Here is a 19056-nt window from a genome sequence, read left to right on the forward strand (position 1 = left end):
TTATGAAAAGCGTTAAACAATCATTCGTTACTACACTATTTGCTGTCAGCTCATTGAGCGTCGGTACGTTAACAATTGGCACATTCGCCGCTTTCCCAGCGTTAGCAGACCCGGCGAAAGGTTTAGAAATTGCTGAGCAACGCAAAGCCGTTGATATGGGGTGGGGCGATTCTGTCGCGACCATGGAAATGCTACTTCGTAATAAACAAGGTGAAAGCAGCACACGCCTAATGCGATTGAAATCTTTGGAAGTCGATGACGATGGCGACAAAGGCTTAACCATTTTTGATGAGCCACGTGATGTAAAAGGTACGGCTTTCCTAAACCATTCACACATCACCAAATCCGATGACCAGTGGCTGTATCTGCCTGCATTGAAACGTGTGAAGCGTATCTCTTCACGCAACAAATCGGGCCCGTTTATGGGCAGTGAATTTGCTTACGAAGACTTGAGCTCGTTTGAGCTAGAAAAGTACACCTTTAACTACATTGAAGACGCCAAAATCGAAGGTGTCGATACCTTTGTTTTAGAGCAAGTACCGACCGACAAAAACTCTGGCTACACCATGCAAAAAGTATGGCTAGACCAACAATACTACCGCCCCGTTCAAGTGGAGTTTTACGACCGTAAAGGCGCATTGCTGAAAACTCTATCGTTCCAAGACTACAAACAATACCTAAACCAATACTGGCGCGCACACACCATGTCGATGCAAAACCACCAAACAGGCAAAAGTACGGTATTAACTACGACAGATTTAGCCTTCCAGACCGGTCTTAAAGACAAGGATTTCCAAAAGAACACACTAAAACGTGCAAAATAAGGCAGGAATATGAAAAGGATTGTGGCAACAGGAACCCAGTTATCCTTAACTTTGGCAGCGACCGTCGGGCTTATGCAGGTGTCGTTGCCATGTGTGGCGGCAGGCTTTAGCTCTGAATTCGTAGAACAGATCACCCCGGAGCTCGCAGGGCAGTTTAACCTTGAACACAGGCAGTTCTTTAGTGAAGGCTTACAGGGGCAAGACAAAGGGCAAAGTTCACTGGTGTTACAGCCAGAGTTCTACTGGGAGCAACAAGAGGGCAATGGCAGCTTTACCTTCACGCCGTTTTATCGGTTAGACAGCGAAGACGATGAGCGAACCCATGGCGACGTTCGTGAAGCTCTGTATCTAACCTATTGGGATGATTACGAACTGCGAGCGGGTGTTGGCAAAGTGTTCTGGGGTGTGACCGAATCGGCGCACTTGGTGGATGTGGTAAACCAAACCGATGCTATTGAATCGGTCGATGGTGAATCTAAGTTAGGTCAGCCAATGGTGCACTTCACCTCGATCAAAGATTGGGGCACCATAGACGCCATGTTACTGCCGTATTTTCGTGAGCGTACCTTTGCGGGCGAAGATGGACGCTTAAGACCAACGGTGCCAGTATCGGATGATGCGCTTTACGAATCCTCACGAGAAGAAAAGCACGTTGATGTGGCGCTGCGCTATAGCCAAATGTACGGCGATTGGGATGTCGGCTTAAGCTATTTAGGAGGTACGAACCGTGACCCTTATTACCGTGTTGAAAGTAATGAGCTCAAGCCGTATTACGCACAAATGCAGCACTTTGGACTTGATGTGCAAGGCATTATCGGAGACTGGTTATGGAAGCTGGAAAGCATTTATCGCGACAGTTACGATAACCATACAGGCGTAGCAACAGGCTTTGAATACACCTGGGTTGGCGCGCTTGAATCGTATTGGGATATCGGCTTCATTGCTGAATACCTGTATGACAGCCGAGGCAATAACGCCCAAACCATCGGTCAAAACGATGTGTTCCTTGGAGCTCGTTTCGCCTTGAACGATGAAGATGGGACTGAGGTGCTTACAGGCATCACTCAAGACTTAGATAACAGTGATGTCTACAGTGCGAAGTTAGAAGCCTCGAGCCGCATCAACAACAACCTTAAGTGGCGGTTGAATGCTTGGTTGTTTGAGAACGAAACCCCAGAAGACTTGCTGTTCTTCGCGCGCAAGGATGACTTTGTTGAGATGGCGTTGGAATATTATTTCTAGTGTTAGCTTCGTGAGGCGCTCTTGTTATAAGGGGCGTCTCAAATTTAAGATGAGTTATATTTAGAGTGTTCAATATCTTCTTTTTATAAAATGGATCAAACAATCTAATAGACCCACAGGTAAGATGGTTATATTTTTTCGAATATCTATAACCTCCGAATATGCATGTAAATCGTGCTGGTGGTATCGGCCTTAAGGGATTTATGAATTCATTTAATTGGGATAAAAACTTTGAAACAGGCATTGGTGTTGTAGATGAACAGCATCAATATCTTGTTGGTTTTATCAACCACTACGGAAACCTGTTGTCAGAGAATGCTATCTCTATTGACGACATTAACGTCGCTTTACTCGATCTCACACGCTATGCCGAATTTCACTTTAAAGAGGAAGAATCTTTGATGAGGGATTGCGGTGTGTATGAGTTACACATTGAAGAGCACATCAAAGTGCATCGTGTATTCATGCAAGATATCTACAGCATGCAAGCTTTCATCTTGGAAGAAGATCAGGTGTCCGCACGGCAGTTACTTGATTTCTTAATCCACTGGCTTGCTTATCACATCCTCGGCATCGACCAAAACATGGCGCGACAAATGACCGCCATAGAAGAGGGCGCGACACCTCTGCAAGCCTTTGAAGCGGAGGAAAAGCAGCAAGACCCTTCGACTGTGCCTTTGTTGGCGGCTCTTAAAGGCTTATTTGAACAAGTCTCTGAACGCAATAAGCAGTTGTTACGCTTCAACCAGTTACTCGAAGATAAAGTTGAGGAACGCACGGCTGAATTAAAAAGAGCGAACAAGAGACTTGAAGAGCTGTCATTAACCGACTCTCTCACTAATTTGCATAACCGTCGTAGTGCTTTTAAACAGTTAGCGCTGCATTGGCAAGACTCTAAAGAACTTGGCATGCCTTTAGTGTGCATTATGATTGATGCCGACCACTTCAAGCGCATTAATGACACTAGCGGTCATGATGCAGGCGACTTGGTGCTAAAAACCCTCTCGCGTGAACTGAAAAACACGTTCCGTAATGATGATATTGTTTGCCGGTTAGGTGGCGATGAGTTTTTGGTTATCTGCCCAGACACCGACCTTAAAGGTGGGATGTACATAGCGGAAACCGCTCGACAGAAAGTGTCTGAATTAGAGGTTGAAACCAGTAATCAAGTTTGGATTGGCAGCATTAGTGTTGGTGTCGCTGAAATAACCGAAGAATTCGGCTCAATGAACGATTTGATTAAAGCCGCCGATGAGTCCGTCTATTTAGCGAAAAACGCGGGGAAGAACAGCGTTTGTTCGATTCAGATTTAGCGTTCAGGTCATTTCCAAATTAAGGAGTGGAACCTGTAATTGTTCCACTTCTTCCTACTCCTCATTAATATCCTGTTAAATTTGCCGTGTTTTTAGTCAATAACTTGTTCTTTTAGCGATTCAATTTGGCATTGGATGCGTGTTTGATTACTATGTGTAGCTATCTAAAAAAACTAATCATCCGATACGGACACTACCAACTGGTAGATGAGGAAATGATGCAACATCTAGAAGAGATCATTGCTAATGCAACGACTGCTATTGATACAGCAGATTCGTTAGTCGCACTTGATGAAGTGCGAGTTCAGTATTTAGGTAAGAAGGGTGAACTAACTCTTCAACTACAAAGCCTAGGTAAACTTCCACCTGAAGAGCGTCGCACTGCTGGTCAAGAGATCAACAAAGCGAAAGGTGCTGTTCAACAAGCGATCGCAGCTCGCAAAGACGCACTACAGCGTGCAGAGCTTGAAGCGAAACTAGCTGAAGAAACTATCGATGTGAGCCTACCAGGTCGTCGCATTGAGAACGGTGGTCTTCACCCAGTTACTCGCACAGTTGAGCGTATCGAACAGTTCTTTGGTGAGCTTGGCTTTAGCACTGAGTCTGGCCCTGAGATCGAAGATGCATTCCACAACTTTGATGCACTAAACATCGCAGACGATCACCCAGCTCGTACTGATCACGATACTTTCTTCTTCAACCCTGATCTAATGCTACGTACGCACACTTCTGGTGTTCAAATCCGTACGATGGAAAACGGCAAACCGCCATTCCGCTTCATTGCTCCGGGTCGTGTTTACCGTAACGACTACGATCAAACTCACACGCCAATGTTCCACCAAGTGGAAGGTATGTTAGTTGATGAGAACGTAAACTTTGCACAACTTAAAGGCATTCTTAACGATTTCCTTTGTAACTTCTTTGAAGAAGAAGTTGAAGTGCGTTTCCGTCCTTCATTCTTCCCGTTCACAGAGCCTTCAGCTGAAGTTGACGTGAAACGTAAAGATGGCAAATGGCTAGAAGTTCTAGGTTGTGGCATGGTTCACCCTAACGTACTTCGCTCTGTTGGCATCGACCCTGAGAAATACTCTGGTTTTGCATTCGGTATGGGTGTAGAGCGTCTAACGATGCTTCGTTACGGCGTAAATGACCTTCGTGCGTTCTTCGAGAACGACCTTCGTTTCCTTAAACAATTCAAGTAATCCGGGGCAGTCAAAACTATGAAATTCAGTGAATCTTGGCTACGCGAGTGGGTTAAACCTGCAATTAACAGCGAAGAGCTAGCTCACCAAATCACTATGGCTGGTTTGGAAGTTGACGATGTAGAACCTGTTGCTGGTGAATTCACCGGCGTTAAAGTAGGTAAAGTGGTTGAGTGCGGTCAGCACCCAGACGCAGACAAACTACAAGTTACAAAAATTGATATCGGCGAAGAAGAACTTTTAGACATCGTATGTGGTGCATCTAACTGTCGTCTTGGCCTAACTGTAGCAGTAGCAACAGTTGGCGCAGTACTTCCTGGTGACTTCAAAATCAAGAAAGCAAAACTACGTGGCGTTCCATCGCACGGCATGCTTTGTTCTTTCTCTGAGCTAGGTATCGACGTAGAGTCAGACGGCATCCTTGAGCTGCCTGAAGGTACAACGCTAGGTATGGACGTACGTGAGCTTCTTGAGCTTAACGACGTAACTATCGACGTAGACCTAACAGCAAACCGCGCAGACTGCTTCAGCATCCGTGGCCTTGCTCGTGAAGTTGGCGTACTAAACCGCGCAGACGTTACAGAGCCAACAGTTGAAGCTGTTGCAACAAGCATTGAAGACACAGTATCTGTTGAAATCAAAGCAACTGATGCTTGTCCACGTTACCTTGGCCGAGTGGTTAAGAACGTAAACGTGAAAGCGGAATCACCAATCTGGATGCAAGAAAAACTGCGTCGTTGTGGTATCCGTTCAATCGACCCAGTTGTAGACATCACAAACTACGTGATGCTAGAGCAAGGCCAACCAATGCACGCATTTGATCTAGCTAAGATCGAAGGCGGTATCGTGGTTCGTCTAGCAGAGCAGGGCGAAAAGCTAACACTTCTAGATGGTAACGAAGCTAAACTAAACAGCAACACTCTTGTTATCGCTGACCACAACAAAGCACTAGCAATCGCGGGTATCTTTGGCGGTCAAGATTCAGGTGTGACTACTGAAACAACAGACGTACTTCTTGAAGCTGCATTCTTCGCACCGGATCACATCCGTGGTCGCGCACGTGCTTACGGCCTTCACACTGATTCTTCACTACGTTTCGAGCGTGGTGTTGATTCAACACTTCAAGCAGCAGCAATGGAGCGTGCAACACAGCTTCTAGTTGAAATCTGCGGTGGTGAAGTTGCGCCAGTAAACGGCAGCGAATCTGAAGCTGATCTTCCTAAAGCAAACGTAGTTGCTCTACGTCGCGCTAAGCTAGACAGCCTACTAGGTCACGAAATCCCATCTACAGATGTAGTGGAAATTCTTACTCGCCTAGGTTGTGAAGTTGAGACTACAGACGCAGGTTGGACGGCGACGTCTCCATCTTGGCGTTTCGATATCGCAATCGAGCAAGACCTAATTGAAGAAGTAGGTCGTATCTACGGTTACGATAACATTCCAAACCAAGCGCCTAAAGCGGCACTTAAAATGAATGACCACAAAGAAGCTAACCAACCGCTTAAGCGCGTTCGTGACCTTCTTGTAGACCGTGGCTACCACGAAGCAATCACATACAGCTTCGTAGAACCAGAACAGCAAAAACTTGTTGTACCTGGTGTTGAGCCGCTAATCCTGCCATTCCCAATCTCTGCGGACATGTCAGCTATGCGTCTTGGCCTAATCCAAGGTCTACTAAACACAGTTGTTCACAACCAGAAGCGTCAACAGTCTCGCGTTCGTCTATTCGAATCAGGCCTACGTTTCATCCCTGAAGCAACTGCTGAAAACGGCATGCGCCAAGAAATGATGCTTGCGGGCGTTATCTCTGGTACTCGTGGCGAAGAGCACTGGGACATTGCAACTAACACTGTAGATTTCTTCGATCTTAAAGGTGACCTAGAAGCCGTTCTTGAGCTTTCTGCAAACGAAATTGCATACAGCTTCAAAGCAGCTAAGCACCCAGCACTTCACCCAGGTCAAACTGCGGCTATCGTAGTAGACGGCAAAGAAGTGGGTATCATTGGTACTGTTCACCCAGAACTAGAGCGTAAGTTTGGTCTTAACGGCCGCACTATCGTATTCGAAATCGAATGGGCAGCTATCAACACTCGTGTGCTTCCAGAAGCAGTAGCCGTATCTAAGTTCCCTGCAAACCGTCGTGATATCGCCGTTGTTGTTGACGAAGCAGTAGCTTCTGGCGACATCGTAGAAGCGTGTATCGCTGCTGGTGGCGAATTCCTAACAGGCGCTAAACTGTTCGACGTATACGTTGGTCAAGGCGTTGAAGAAGGTAAGAAGAGCCTAGCTATCGCACTTAGCCTACAGTCTGTAGAGCGCACACTAGAAGATGCAGACATCGCTGGTTCAGTAGATGCTATCGTAGCTTCAATCTCAGAGAAATTCGGCGCAGCACTTCGCGACTAATCTCTTCTGATAGATAGAAAACTAAAGGCCTCGCATTGCGAGGCCTTTTTTGTAAGAAGAACGCCCACTCAATAAGATATAAGAATGAAGACGTTATAAAGTTAAGGGGTGAAAAATGGCACGAGCCTAGGAGCTGATTAGCTTCATTACTCGTTCTAGTTCGTAACTTGACCCGTTTTGGTCTAGTACACTAATGATATCCACATAATCATCATGAACTTTATATTGTTTAATTCGTGGTTTTTTTGGGTTCACATAAGGAGTAATTACTTTATTTTTCTTCAATTCTTTCAAAACAATAGAGTTAGCATGTTTTTCTATTCGCTCAGTTTTTTGTTCTTTTAGAGTACCTCCAGTATCAAAAAGTTTGAATATTTTCTTGACATCATCTACGAGACTTTTGTTTTTTTGATCTTGTTGGTTATTGCTGCTTACAATTAAGTCATGTATTCCTGATGTGTCAGAGTTAATAAACATATTGTCATGAATTTTAGGGATCGTTACGTTATTCCTAGGCTCTAAGTGTTTGAATTTACTGGATTTAAATGTTGTTCTTTCATCTATTTTACACTCCCAGAAAAATGGGTAGTTCTCCATCCATACATTTTTTATCTCTCTATTTCTAAAGTCGAAAATAAGTTTATCACTATCCTTACCAAATAAGTTTATTATAGAGAAATACTCGAAGTTTTCACCAAATACATCTTTTATTATATTTGTACAATCTTCAATGCCTAACTTTCCGTATGTATTTTGATGACAGGATAGTAATATGCAAATGAGGCTTGATATAACTCTTCTATGTAGTATTTTTTCATTTTCTTTCAGTTCTTTTATGCTGATTTCTATAAGATCTATAATAAATATTTCTAAATCTTCATCAAAATTAACTCTTTTGGATATCCTATTAGTAAATGCAGTATTGTATTTAACAAACTCAGATATGGCACTAATTAGTTCGTCACTATTCTTAGCAGAGTCTTTTCTATTTAAGAAGCTACATATGTAAAGATTTAAAAAGAATTCTTTAAAGAAATCATATTTGAATGAGAGCAATTTTGAAGAATTATCAAAATTTACTAGAGTGTGACCTTTGAATAACTCTCCAATGTCGTTTTTATTTCTAAGTTCAATGTGAGATAAAAGATTTGCTACATTTGACTCATGAATTAGTCCATTGTGGAAAATTGATAATTTCATGAAAAACTGAATCTGAGAGTCAACATCAACATTCTTTAATTTTTGGATCTCTCGATTACATATTCGTCCTATGAAATAATCGTCGGTGAGTTCTTTCTTTAATAATTGAGTTTCTATGTCATCGCGGTTTACTACCCCAAATTCTCTTTTTTGTTTTATCATATCTGATATTAAATCTAATGTGTATGGAATGTAAACATATCTGTTTTTATCTGAATTACCAGTATCGAATTTAAATTCGTCTGCATATTCCATACACTTTCTAAATTCTGATGATTCTCGACTGTATTCTTTGGTAAAAAAACTTTCTGTTAACTCTCTAGTAAAAGGGCTTAACTCAAGTTTGCTGATATTATAATTATCATCAGTGTTTAAATCCCAAAAATAATCCCTGCATGTTAATATTATCTTGGTTTTTTCATTGCCTATTAAATAACTTTCAAAAATACTCTCTATAAATGAATTAACGTCGAACCTGTTGTTTAATTTTGCTATTACTTCGTCTATCCCATCAACGACAATTAATATGTTGCCATTATCTATAGATAGTTCTAATAATTCTTGGTTGAATTTGTTTTCAAAGTCATTTACTTTTGCATGAGCATTGTAGAAATAAAATAAATTATCGATCATACCCTCTGTAGATATTTCATCAATGATTCTTTTTGAATCTATAAATACTACACGATACCCATCGGAAATGCCTCTGTTGAATAAATGTACTTTATCAAGGAAGTATTTTACCAGTGTGGTTTTTCCTACACCACCATAGCCTTTTACGACCATTAACGGATTAGAACTGGTTGAGAACCATTCGTTTAGTAGCAGGATCGCGTTTTTGTCATTACAACCAACTGTGCTGGGTTCAATAAAGTTCTTTATTTGACGTTGTTTTTTAAATTGCCCATCGTGATAAGAGTCTTCGCCTAGTAAGTCACTATATAAATGTTCTCTAGCAAAGCCTCCCAGAGTATATACTTGCTCCGCTGAGAATTTAGATTTTACACCTTCGAAATCAATGTTTATACCATCATCGACGAGAATATATTTCTTAGAACTTTGACTTATTATCTCGTTAGAAATAAGGTGTTCTCTTGTCTTGATTTGATTGGCGTTCTTAAATAGATATATAATGTCAAACTTACCTAGAAAGTCTGATTCTAAGTTGTAAACCTCAAATAATATTCGTTCTTTCCATTTTTTTTCGGATTTATATCCGACTTCTTTAAAAACAGAATTTTTATTCAAGAAAAGTCGTACCGTCTTTTGGACACTCCTACCAATGTTACTCTCTTTCTTTACTCTTGGAGTACGTTCAGTAAATTTTTCGTTCAATAATCTAATAGTTGTAGGGCATGCATTTTTTACTTCTGGTTCACCGTTATCTTTCAGCGCTCTAACGAAAACATTACCTAGTTTTTCTGTTCTGTTCTTGTCTTTGAGATCTTTATATAAAACCAATAAACTTCTTGTAGGTTTTATATTAAAGTATAATATATTTTTACCGTTAAACTTTTCTTCCGTGAGTTGATAGCAATCTTTAACCTGCTTTTCATCTTCAAAACAAAAATACGTTTTTAGTTTCTCATCTATTTTATCCTTTAGATCATCAACGGTTTCAAATCCAATATTTTTTATGCTAATGTTTTTAAACCTATCTAGGTTTTCCTTTGTCTCATCCACACCTATAATTAGATATTTATGATCATCTACATGATCTGATGTACAGTTGACTAACGCAGAAAAGTCTTTGAGGAACTCTCCCCATTTCCGCTCGTCAACTGATCGACCTGACCAGTACCACTCCGACTTAAACTCTAAGTAAACTTGTTCGTCTTGTTCGCATAAGCTGCTGATTAATGCTCTCATAATCTGTCACTGATTGATTTTGTTTAGCATTCACTATAATTATTCATCAGATTGAACATAACTATGAAATCAGGTTTGTGTGCGCTAGCTCATTAGATAATTTTAAAATTTGTTATGTTGAACCAGCTGCATATATACACCCCCTTTGCGATAACATCAAAATCGGATGGCTTTGCTCTCATAATCTAAAAACTAAACTTTTAGATCCATGGTCTTGACCTGTTTAATGCTTCACACTTTATAGTGGCTATATTGATTGAGAGGGGCGCTTTCTGCGTTCCCTCCAAAGTAAGTAGAGAGACACTATGAAACGTTTAATTCTAAACATCACATTCTTGGTATTCATGGCACTTGGTAGCATGAATGCCATGGCTCATGACTCAACAGTTAAGTACGGTATTGCGATATCTCACGATGGTGAGCAAATTGCGTATGGCAAAAGTGGGAGCGGGGAGACGGCGCTGATCTTTATTCACGGTTGGAGCTTAGACAGCAGGCTTTGGCAAAACCAAGTGAGTGAGTTTTCAAAGCAGTATCAAATGATAACCATGGACTTAGCAGGGCACGGTAACTCGTTGTTAAACCATCACAGAACGAGTGCAACATCTTCTTTATTAAAGTGAAATATTAATGTCACGGTAGCATATTAATTTAGCGTATGAATTTTTATTCCGTATATAGAAGGACTTATGAAAAAAATTGGGATTTTTGCCACGATTGGCGCTCTGGCTATCTTCGCTTTACCAACTCACGCAAGTAATGTCTCTGAAGGCGATGTTATTAATCTTGGTCTCCATGAGTTAAAACCAACTCAACCATCTGTGGGTTACGATCAAATTATGTACAAGTTGGGTCGTTACCAATTTGACCAAGAAAAGATGTTTGATGAAATCTGTGAAGCCAACGGTCAAAAAGGCGTAGTGAGCATCAAAGACCAAGCACACCCGAATATTCCTTCGACTTTCACCTGTGAAATGGAAACAGGTGCGCGTAAAAAAGACATGAAGACTGTGGTTATCGCACCCAGCGGTGAATACTACCTGACAGACGGTCACCATACGTTCAATGTGTTCTACCGCATGCCGCAAGGTGGCGCATCGTTCAATGTGAATGTGGTGGTTGATAAAGATTACCGCAACCTCAAAAACATGGACGCGTTCTGGAACCAAATGGCAAAAGACGGCAATACATGGCTGTTTGATAACAACGGTGAAGCGATTAGCTATCAACAACTTCCAACCTCTCTTGGGCTAACCAACTTCGCTAACGATCAATACCGCTCACTGATGTACTTTTCTCGTGGTGTGGGCTGGAACAAGCCAAGTCAGCCAGTCCCGTTCTTAGAGTTTTACTGGTCTAAAGAAGTACGTAAAGCGATTGATGCGGCAGACTTTGATCTGAATTCTACCGAAGGTTACGCAAAGGCAGTCAATGCGGTCAGCAACCATATCCTATCTATGGATACGAACAACGTTGGTGGCTCAAATCTTTCGGTTAAACAGATGGGGCAGTTTAGCGCATACAACCAAAAAGGCTTCGATAAACTGTTCAAAGAGCGTGGTAAGGTTGACTACATGCTGCGTTACAAAACAACATCGACCGCCAACGGTTTAAGCTATGACTTAGCAGCGGCGTCAGCTCCTGCACTAAAACAATTAGACTCATTTACCCTTGAAGCAAACTCAAGCTTTAATGATTACCCAGCAGCTTCTGCTGATGGCATCGTCAATGCAATTGTAGAGATCCCAACAGGTACTTCCGCTAAGTGGGAACTAAGCAAAGACAATGACAAGCAAGTTATCTGGGAACACAAAAAAGGCGCTCCACGCGTGGTTAACTACCTTGGTTACCCAGGTAACTACGGCTCTATCCCACGTACTGCACTACCAAAAGAGTTTGGTGGTGATGGCGACCCATTAGATGTGATTGTTCTTGGTCAGTCTGTACCACGTGGTGAAGTTGTTCCTGTACGTCTGATCGGTGTGATGAAAATGCTAGATGATGGCGAGCAAGACGACAAACTCGTGGCCGTTCTCACTAACGATTCACCATTTAAAGATGTTTCTTCTCTAAACGAGCTAAACAATACCTACCCAGGTGTTCAAGACATCGTTGGCCTTTGGTTTGAAAACTACAAAGGCCCAGACGGTGGCATGGAACTGCAAGACTGGGGCGATGATGTGGAAGCCAACAAGATCCTTGAGGCAGCAAGAAAACACTACGCTGTGAATTAAACTGCGGTTTGATTATTGGAATTGGACTTAAGCCCTTGTTGCGTTGCAATGAGGGCTTTTTCTTTGGCGCTGTGGAAATGTAGCGACATATACTGGGTTTATGAAGCTTTTGGACAGAAATGAGTTTCGGAGAACCAAGTATTAGCAAATCACGAATTAGCATAAGTATGGAAAGTCACTAAGCTCACTGTCCAGTATTGATGGTGCACATCATTCAGAGAGAAGGTATGTCTGCCCCGTTGTGCTTAATTCCTAAACGATATACTGAGTTTCAGGCATACCTAGCCCCGTAAGCTTGTTCAGTGCTTTGATCATTGCGTAAGTCTCACCAACCTGAGCGTTGTAGTTCCTCAAGCTTAATTTTCCGCCTAACAACTGTTTCATTCGATACATTGCTGTCTCTGATAGTGAGCGCTTATGATAGCCATACCGATTTTTCCACTCCTTGTTAGAGCCGTAGAGCTTTTGGCAACCTACTGCTAAGTTGCGAGGATGCCCTTGCTCCCAGAAGGCTGCCCCTTCGCGTGGCGGGATGAGCGGAACCGCTTGTTTGCTCTGTATAGCATCATGGCAATTCCTTGTGTCATAAGCGCCATCGCCTGATATCTCAACGATTTTACGACGTGTCTGCTTAAGTAAGTTGGGGAGCACTTCGCCATCGGTTACGTTAGATAAACTTAACTCTGCTGCGATTATTTCGTGGGTACTGGTATCTACAGCGATATGCAGCTTACGCCACACTCTTCGCTTCCCGTCAGTACCAGCTTCTTGACCTTCCATTCACCTTCGCCATAAACTTTGAGGCCAGTAGCATCAATGGCCAGGTGTTGTATTGCTCCTCTGGTTTTGTTTTTAAATGAAACCTCAACTTCTTTAGCTCGACGACTTATACAGGTGTAGTGTGGACAAACAAGCGGGATGTTAGCTAGTTTAAATACTGAGTCTAGAAAACCTTGCAACACTCTCAATGGCATAGAGAAAACGCGTTTCACCATCAGTGCGGTAGTAATGGCTAAGTCACTGAATCGGCGTGGTCTACCACGCTTGCCTTGTTTGTTTTGCTTCCACTCGGCTATCGTTTCCTCATCAATCCAAAAGGTCAAAGAGCCACGGTTTATTAAGGCTTTATGTACTGTTGCCAGTTAGTTGTTTTGTAACGAGGTTTAGGCATGAGGCTACGACGATTAATGGGGGTAGCCGATCAGATCGTAGTTTCTTGATTAAGTTCCATCGATTTCAGTAACAAAGCCACGTTTAGGTTCAATCTTGAAATTTGGACAGAAAAAACGAGTCTGTAGCAATAAAGCTCCTCATCATAAAATTCGTTAACCCAAATAAGTTTATATCTACATGAACTAAAAAAAGAAAAAAGATTTTTTTGTTCTATCTTTAAATTGAACACCTTGTACATACTTAGAATGAACGCTTTACTCAAATACAACGTTTGGCAGGGAAAATGAAAGCAGTCAAAAAAGATCTCATGGGCAATTTCAAATATTCGGAAATGCCTTTTTCATGGAAAACAAACACCGACCAATTTCAAATTGATATTGCGGGATTGACTGATAGCCTTAATTCTAAGGTCGCTATCAATAGTATTGATGACTTTTGGGAGCTGTTTTCTAAAAGAGATCAAAAGCTCGTCATGGAACATTTTCGGCGAGCTGCAGAAGGTGACACGCCCGAACCAATCAAGGCATGTATTGCTACACACAATAACAGTATTGTTTTATGTGTAGTGGCAGCTAAAAAAATGACAGGGCACCTTATTTCTGGTGTTGTTATTCCTCTTTTTATCACACCGATCTCGGAAGACATCTCTTCGTTTTTCTACCAAATTTTTGAAAACAAAAGCCACGGTATAGTCATCACCGACGAACAGACACGAATTATCGCGTGCAATACCTACTTTGAGAACTCGTCCGGGTACAAAATAGATGAGTTGTTAGGACAAAAAACGTCCATATTCAATGCGAGGAAACATGGCGATGTTTTCTTTAAAGAGATGTGGAGTAAACTTACCAAAGACGGCTATTGGAATGGTCTCATTCTTAGCGAAGGTAAAACGGGGACAGTAAAACCGCAAGAGCTGAAAATTCAACGTCTAGAGTCTATCAGAGGTGGTTTTTATTACCTTGGAATGACTCAGGACTTATCAAACAAGTTGTATCGAGTAGCGGGTATAGAACATGGTGGTATAGAGCTATTAACACAGTTACCTGGTGAAGATGAGTTTTTCTTAAAAGTGAAAGATACAGCAATCGCTCTAAATGATAATCAAGGCCTAGTGGTGATTTCATTTATTCCTTGTTTTGATAAAGAGTTCGAATTCGAGAGCAAAAAGCAACTTGCAAGTGCTTTGGCCTACTATGAAAAAGATTGTTCCGCAGGCTTTATTAAAAAAACCGTGTTTTCAATCGCCATTGTATACGAACGCAACCAAGACAAACCCCATTCGCTCTCCATATTTGATGCCATAAAAGTGCGGTTTAAGACTCTTAGGCAACGAGTTGACCCTGCGATATACACAGCTATCACCGAGTGTACCATTGGTTGCTCTGTACTTGGGTTAGATGCAAACAATGAAACCAAACTTCTTTCACACTCACTACAAGCAATGTATGAAAGGCATACTTCAGGAAGCAGAAATATCTGCTTTTTCAACAGCGCCTTACATGAAAAAATCAAGCGCCGTGAAATCCTAGAAGATATTGTTAATCAGTCAGTCTTGAACAAGGAGATGGAGGTTTTCTTCCAGCCCATTGTCAATACATCAAACTGGAAGGTAACCAAGTTAGAAGCTTTGTGTAGATTTCGGGATTACAACGGTAATTTGTTAAACACCCAAGAGATGATAAAAGTCGCTGAGGACATGAAGTTAGTTTCTGATTTGGATTTAGCTATCGCAGATATGGCTATAAGCTCCCGTAATGAGCTCGTTGAGCTTTATGGGACAGGTGTAGAGTTGACTATTAACATTTCACTAAACTCAGACAAGCCAATGAAAGCGCTTTTCCGTGATTTATTCAATCTGTTTAAAAAGCATATCCAACACCTGCCTTATATCACCGTTGAGTTAACTGAATCTGCGTATTTTGACAGCGAGCAGAAGGACTGCAACTTACTGTTTGATTTGAGAAAAAAGGGACTAAAAGTTGCCATTGATGACTTTGGTACCGGATATTCTTCTTTTTTCTACTTAAGGGGGGGTAACTTTGACTTACTTAAAATTGACAAAGAGTTTGTGTCAGACCTTACCGTTGGCTCTCATAATTATTACATCGTAAGAATGATCACACAGCTTGCTCATACATTGAATGTGGAGGTGGTTGCAGAAGGCGTTGAAACGCTTCAAGAGGTTAAAATTCTTAACGATCTGAAAGTAAACTATATGCAGGGTTACTACTTTGAACGACCTCAACCTATCAATAAGCTTTCGCGTAAAACCGTGAATGTCGATGGTATTAACGCTCTCGAAGAGCCCAATACCGAGGAGGCAGAGCTGATGTCTTACCCACCAATATTAACTCCCCAGCATACCCTGCGTGAAATTAAGGAGCTCTTAGAAACAACTCAGTTCACTGCATTTCCAGTCGTTATAGACAGAAGGTGTGTAGGAGTGATTACTAAAGAGCAGTTTAACTTGCATGCCACTCCGGCAATGGGAACAGACAGAGAAACGACGCATGAGTATCAATCTATGTTTAAAGTGGCTAGTGCTATGATGAACTCAACAATCACAAGAGTGCACGAAACCATCCATGGCGAGGAGATACATGAAAAGATACGCAATAAAAATCCGTTCCCATGGGTAGTGATTAACGACTCAGACGAATACGTCGCTATTATTGATATTTATAACATCGTTCATTTTCTGAATGCCAATCAGTGATACTCAATCTTGGTATGCTTCTTTATTTAACTCAGTAACCAATCCTGAAACTATGAGAATGGGCTGACTAGACTTTTTCCGACAGAGGCGATGACGTTAACTCGGTTTTCAAAATAGCTCAGAACACTCATAATAAGCCCGCGCCTCTCTTCAACAAGACATTTTAAAATGGGATTGACAGTCTAGGGGCATCTTCCACACTTATGTTTAAAAACTCATGTCCTGACGCAAATGATGAACTTGATACTCCTATTTTCTACAGTCATATACGGCAATATAATGTGCTACTGACCGCATAAATCCCCCGTGGAGCTATCGTTAATTTCTCTACACCTTTCACAAACATCTCTTGTCGTCATTCATATTTTACAGATAGAAAGATTGGTATCCATTGCCTCGATAATGTAAACACAAATAAATCATTATTTGTTGAAAAAACCATCCACTCCGTTTTATCACCTACATGCGCATTGGATCGCCATCAATATGTTTGACACATTAGTAGAGTTTGGGCCGATTGTTAGATATTAACTTAACAAACTGGAACCCGCTGACTTGGTTTGGGGCAGAAATAAGTTGGTTAAGTTACCACTTCAAAAGAGCTCTTTGTCTAAATCTTTATTGACCTGTCTACAACTTCACACTTTATAGTGGCTATATTGATTGAGAGGGACGCTTTTTGTGTTCCCTTAAAAGTAAGTAGAGAGACACTATGAAACGCTTAATTTTAAACATCACACTCTTGGTATTCATGGCACTTGGTAGCATGAATACCATGGCTCATGATTCAACGGTTAAGTACGGTATTGCGATATCTCACGATGGTGAGCAAATTGCGTATGGCAAAAGTGGGAGCGGGAATACGGCACTGATCTTCATTCACGGTTGGAGCTTAGACAGCAGGCTATGGCAAAACCAAGTGAGTGAGTTTTCAAAGCAGTACCAAGTGATCACCATGGACTTAGCGGGGCACGGTAACTCTTCGTTCAACCGCGAAGAGTACAGCATGGTTGCATTTGCTGAAGACATCAAAGCCGTAATCGAGAAAGAACAAGTCGAATCCGTCATCTTAGTTGGGCATTCCATGGCTGGTGGCGTAATTGCAGAAGCCGCTAAACTAATGCCGAAAAGAGTGAAGGGCATTATTGGTGTCGACACATCGCAAAACGTGGCGTTAGCGGTTTCACAAAGCGACCTAGATGCAATGACCAAACCGTTTGAAGAAGACTTCCAAGCGGGCATTACTATGTTCGTGAAGGACTCGCTACCAAAAGACGTAGATGCGGATTTACTTTACTGGGTAACGCAAGACATGGCATCAGCGCCGCCAGCTATCGCGATAAACCAGTTCCGCCATTATCTAGGCCAATATGTAACAGGCGAAGCACGCCGTGCGTATGAGAACGTGAACGTGCCAGTAATATTGGTTAACGCTCGCTTATGGCCAACCGATTCAGAAGCGAACAAGAAACACATCAAGGATTACAGCATTTACTACATTGAAGACTCAGGCCACTTCCCAATGCTAGAGCAACCACAGCAGTTCAACACAACGTTGATGAAAGCGGTGAAATCAGTGAAGTAGGGCGCTGTAGTTATTAAAGGATGTTTGTACCCGTTAGACAGATAAAACGAAGGCCTCGCGTGTGTGAGGCCTTTTTGTTCGTTGGAGGTTTTGCTAGCTACATTCATTTCAATTTGCGAGTCATACCCGCGTCTTTCACTCGTTTATGGTCCTTAAACGACGGCCTCATAGTTATATAAATGCTCTATCAACCACCTCTAGATACGTCATTAGCGCTGCTGTTCTTGGTAAGGGCTGAACGAATCTAGTGGTGCTTTCTACTGATAATAATTTTAACTATGTGTTTAGGACGTCCTGCTATGGCTAAGAAAATAATATTCATTCATGGTCGCGCTCAAAAGCCCGATAAAGCTCACCTTCAAGCACTCTGGTATGAGGCTATAGAGCATGGCTTGCAGCGAGATTGTGAAGGCTCAAGTTCAGTACAAGCTTTTAAAGATGTCGATAAACGGTTTGTCTATTACGGTGAACTATCAAACACATTGTTAGATAAACCAACGGAAGACCCTGCAAGTCGACAGCAAGCGTTGTCTGAACTCAAAAAGTACAAGACAAGCCAGTTCAATAAAACAACGTATAACAAGGTATCTAAAATTGGTTTTCTAAAAGAGGCGTTAGCAGATACTTTTTCATCGCTATTTGGAAAACTGGGTGTGGCTGAGACACTCATAACGAAGGTCGCGCCGGACATGGCACATTATTGGTATGAAGATACCTATTTTGGTAGCGATGTCAGGCATAGGTTAATGGTTGAACTGAAGGAAGCGCTTGATAATCAAGATGATGTGATGATTGTATCGCACAGTCTCGGGTCGATGATCAGTTATGACGTGTTATGGAAATTGTCTCATTACGGAGAGTATAGACACGACTATGGTGCGGACAAGAAGGTTAACTTATGGCTGACGCTCGGGTCACCGTTAGGAGATGAAAACGTAAAAGATAGGCTTAAAGGGAGCCGTTTGGAAGATGAGAAAAAGTACCCTTTAAACATTCAGCAATGGATAAACATATCGGCAGAAGATGATTTTATCTCTCATGACAGCAAAATTAGAAATGACTTCAAGGATATGCTCAAACTGGGTTTGATACCCGGTGGAATGAAAGACATCCACCCAGTTTATAACCTCAATATTCGCAACGGAAAAAGCAATCCGCACGCTTCCATCGGTTACCTCATTAATCCCAAGTTTATTGCAGTATTGGATGAATGGCTCTCTAGTTGATTTGATTTACCATCGCCAATTGCATCGGTGTTCGTTCGTTGAAACTTAGATAAAACAAAGCCT

General features: G+C 41.8%; 10 protein-coding genes and 2 pseudogenes. 10 read left to right on the top strand and 2 right to left on the bottom strand.

Annotation, left to right across the window (positions count from 1 at the left end; translation table 11 throughout):
- The first annotated feature begins 2 nt into the window (after window positions 1-2).
- The 5 genes from OC193_RS06580 to pheT all read left to right on the top strand — a co-directional run bounded on the left by OC193_RS06580 (window position 3) and on the right by pheT (window position 6987).
- Window positions 3-824, top strand: a complete 822-nt coding sequence (locus tag OC193_RS06580; RefSeq protein WP_048664822.1) for an outer membrane lipoprotein-sorting protein — start codon at window positions 3-5, stop codon at window positions 822-824.
- A gap of 9 nt (window positions 825-833) precedes the next feature.
- On the top strand, window positions 834-2066 hold the full coding sequence (locus tag OC193_RS06585) for a hypothetical protein (protein WP_048664823.1): 1233 nt from the start codon (window positions 834-836) through the stop codon (window positions 2064-2066).
- 203 nt (window positions 2067-2269) lie between these two features.
- Window positions 2270-3379 (top strand): GGDEF domain-containing protein, encoded by a 1110-nt coding sequence (locus tag OC193_RS06590; RefSeq protein WP_048658759.1) that lies wholly within the window; start codon window positions 2270-2272, stop codon window positions 3377-3379.
- A 218-nt stretch (window positions 3380-3597) separates the two neighbouring features.
- Complete coding sequence (pheS, locus tag OC193_RS06595; RefSeq protein WP_004734764.1) at window positions 3598-4581, top strand: phenylalanine--tRNA ligase subunit alpha; 984 nt, start codon at window positions 3598-3600, stop codon at window positions 4579-4581.
- An 18-nt stretch (window positions 4582-4599) separates the two neighbouring features.
- Window positions 4600-6987: a phenylalanine--tRNA ligase subunit beta gene (gene pheT / locus OC193_RS06600; RefSeq protein ID WP_048664824.1), complete on the top strand. Its 2388-nt coding sequence runs from the start codon at window positions 4600-4602 to the stop codon at window positions 6985-6987.
- Window positions 6988-7113: 126 nt separating this feature from the next.
- Here the strand turns inward: pheT and OC193_RS06605 are convergent, their stop codons facing one another.
- The gene (locus OC193_RS06605) at window positions 7114-10056 is read right to left on the bottom strand and encodes an NACHT domain-containing protein (RefSeq protein ID WP_048664825.1); all 2943 of its coding nucleotides are present in this window, start codon (window positions 10054-10056) and stop codon (window positions 7114-7116) included.
- 305 nt (window positions 10057-10361) lie between these two features.
- Here OC193_RS06605 and OC193_RS06610 point away from each other — a divergent pair.
- A pseudogene (locus tag OC193_RS06610) lies at window positions 10362-10640 on the top strand (alpha/beta fold hydrolase); the annotation flags it as partial.
- Between the two features lie 105 nt (window positions 10641-10745).
- Entirely contained in the window at window positions 10746-12290 is a 1545-nt protein-coding gene (locus tag OC193_RS06615) for a ParB-like protein (protein WP_230682710.1), read from the top strand.
- A gap of 252 nt (window positions 12291-12542) precedes the next feature.
- Here OC193_RS06615 and OC193_RS06620 read toward each other — a convergent pair.
- Window positions 12543-13461, bottom strand: a pseudogene (locus OC193_RS06620) (IS5 family transposase).
- A 285-nt stretch (window positions 13462-13746) separates the two neighbouring features.
- Here OC193_RS06620 and OC193_RS06625 point away from each other — a divergent pair.
- The 3 genes from OC193_RS06625 (at window position 13747) to OC193_RS06635 (ending at window position 18993) form a co-directional block, all read left to right on the top strand.
- Window positions 13747-16182, top strand: coding sequence for a sensor domain-containing phosphodiesterase (locus OC193_RS06625; RefSeq protein ID WP_048664826.1), 2436 nt, complete (start codon window positions 13747-13749; stop codon window positions 16180-16182).
- 712 nt (window positions 16183-16894) lie between these two features.
- On the top strand, window positions 16895-17767 hold the full coding sequence (locus OC193_RS06630; protein WP_048664827.1) for an alpha/beta fold hydrolase: 873 nt from the start codon (window positions 16895-16897) through the stop codon (window positions 17765-17767).
- Window positions 17768-18066: 299 nt separating this feature from the next.
- A complete protein-coding gene (locus OC193_RS06635) occupies window positions 18067-18993 on the top strand; it encodes a hypothetical protein (protein WP_048658451.1) in 927 nt (308 codons plus the stop codon).
- Window positions 18994-19056 lie beyond the last annotated feature (63 nt).

The sequence above is a fragment of the Vibrio crassostreae genome, assembly GCF_024347415.1.
In the GTDB taxonomy this organism is placed as follows: domain Bacteria; phylum Pseudomonadota; class Gammaproteobacteria; order Enterobacterales; family Vibrionaceae; genus Vibrio; species Vibrio crassostreae.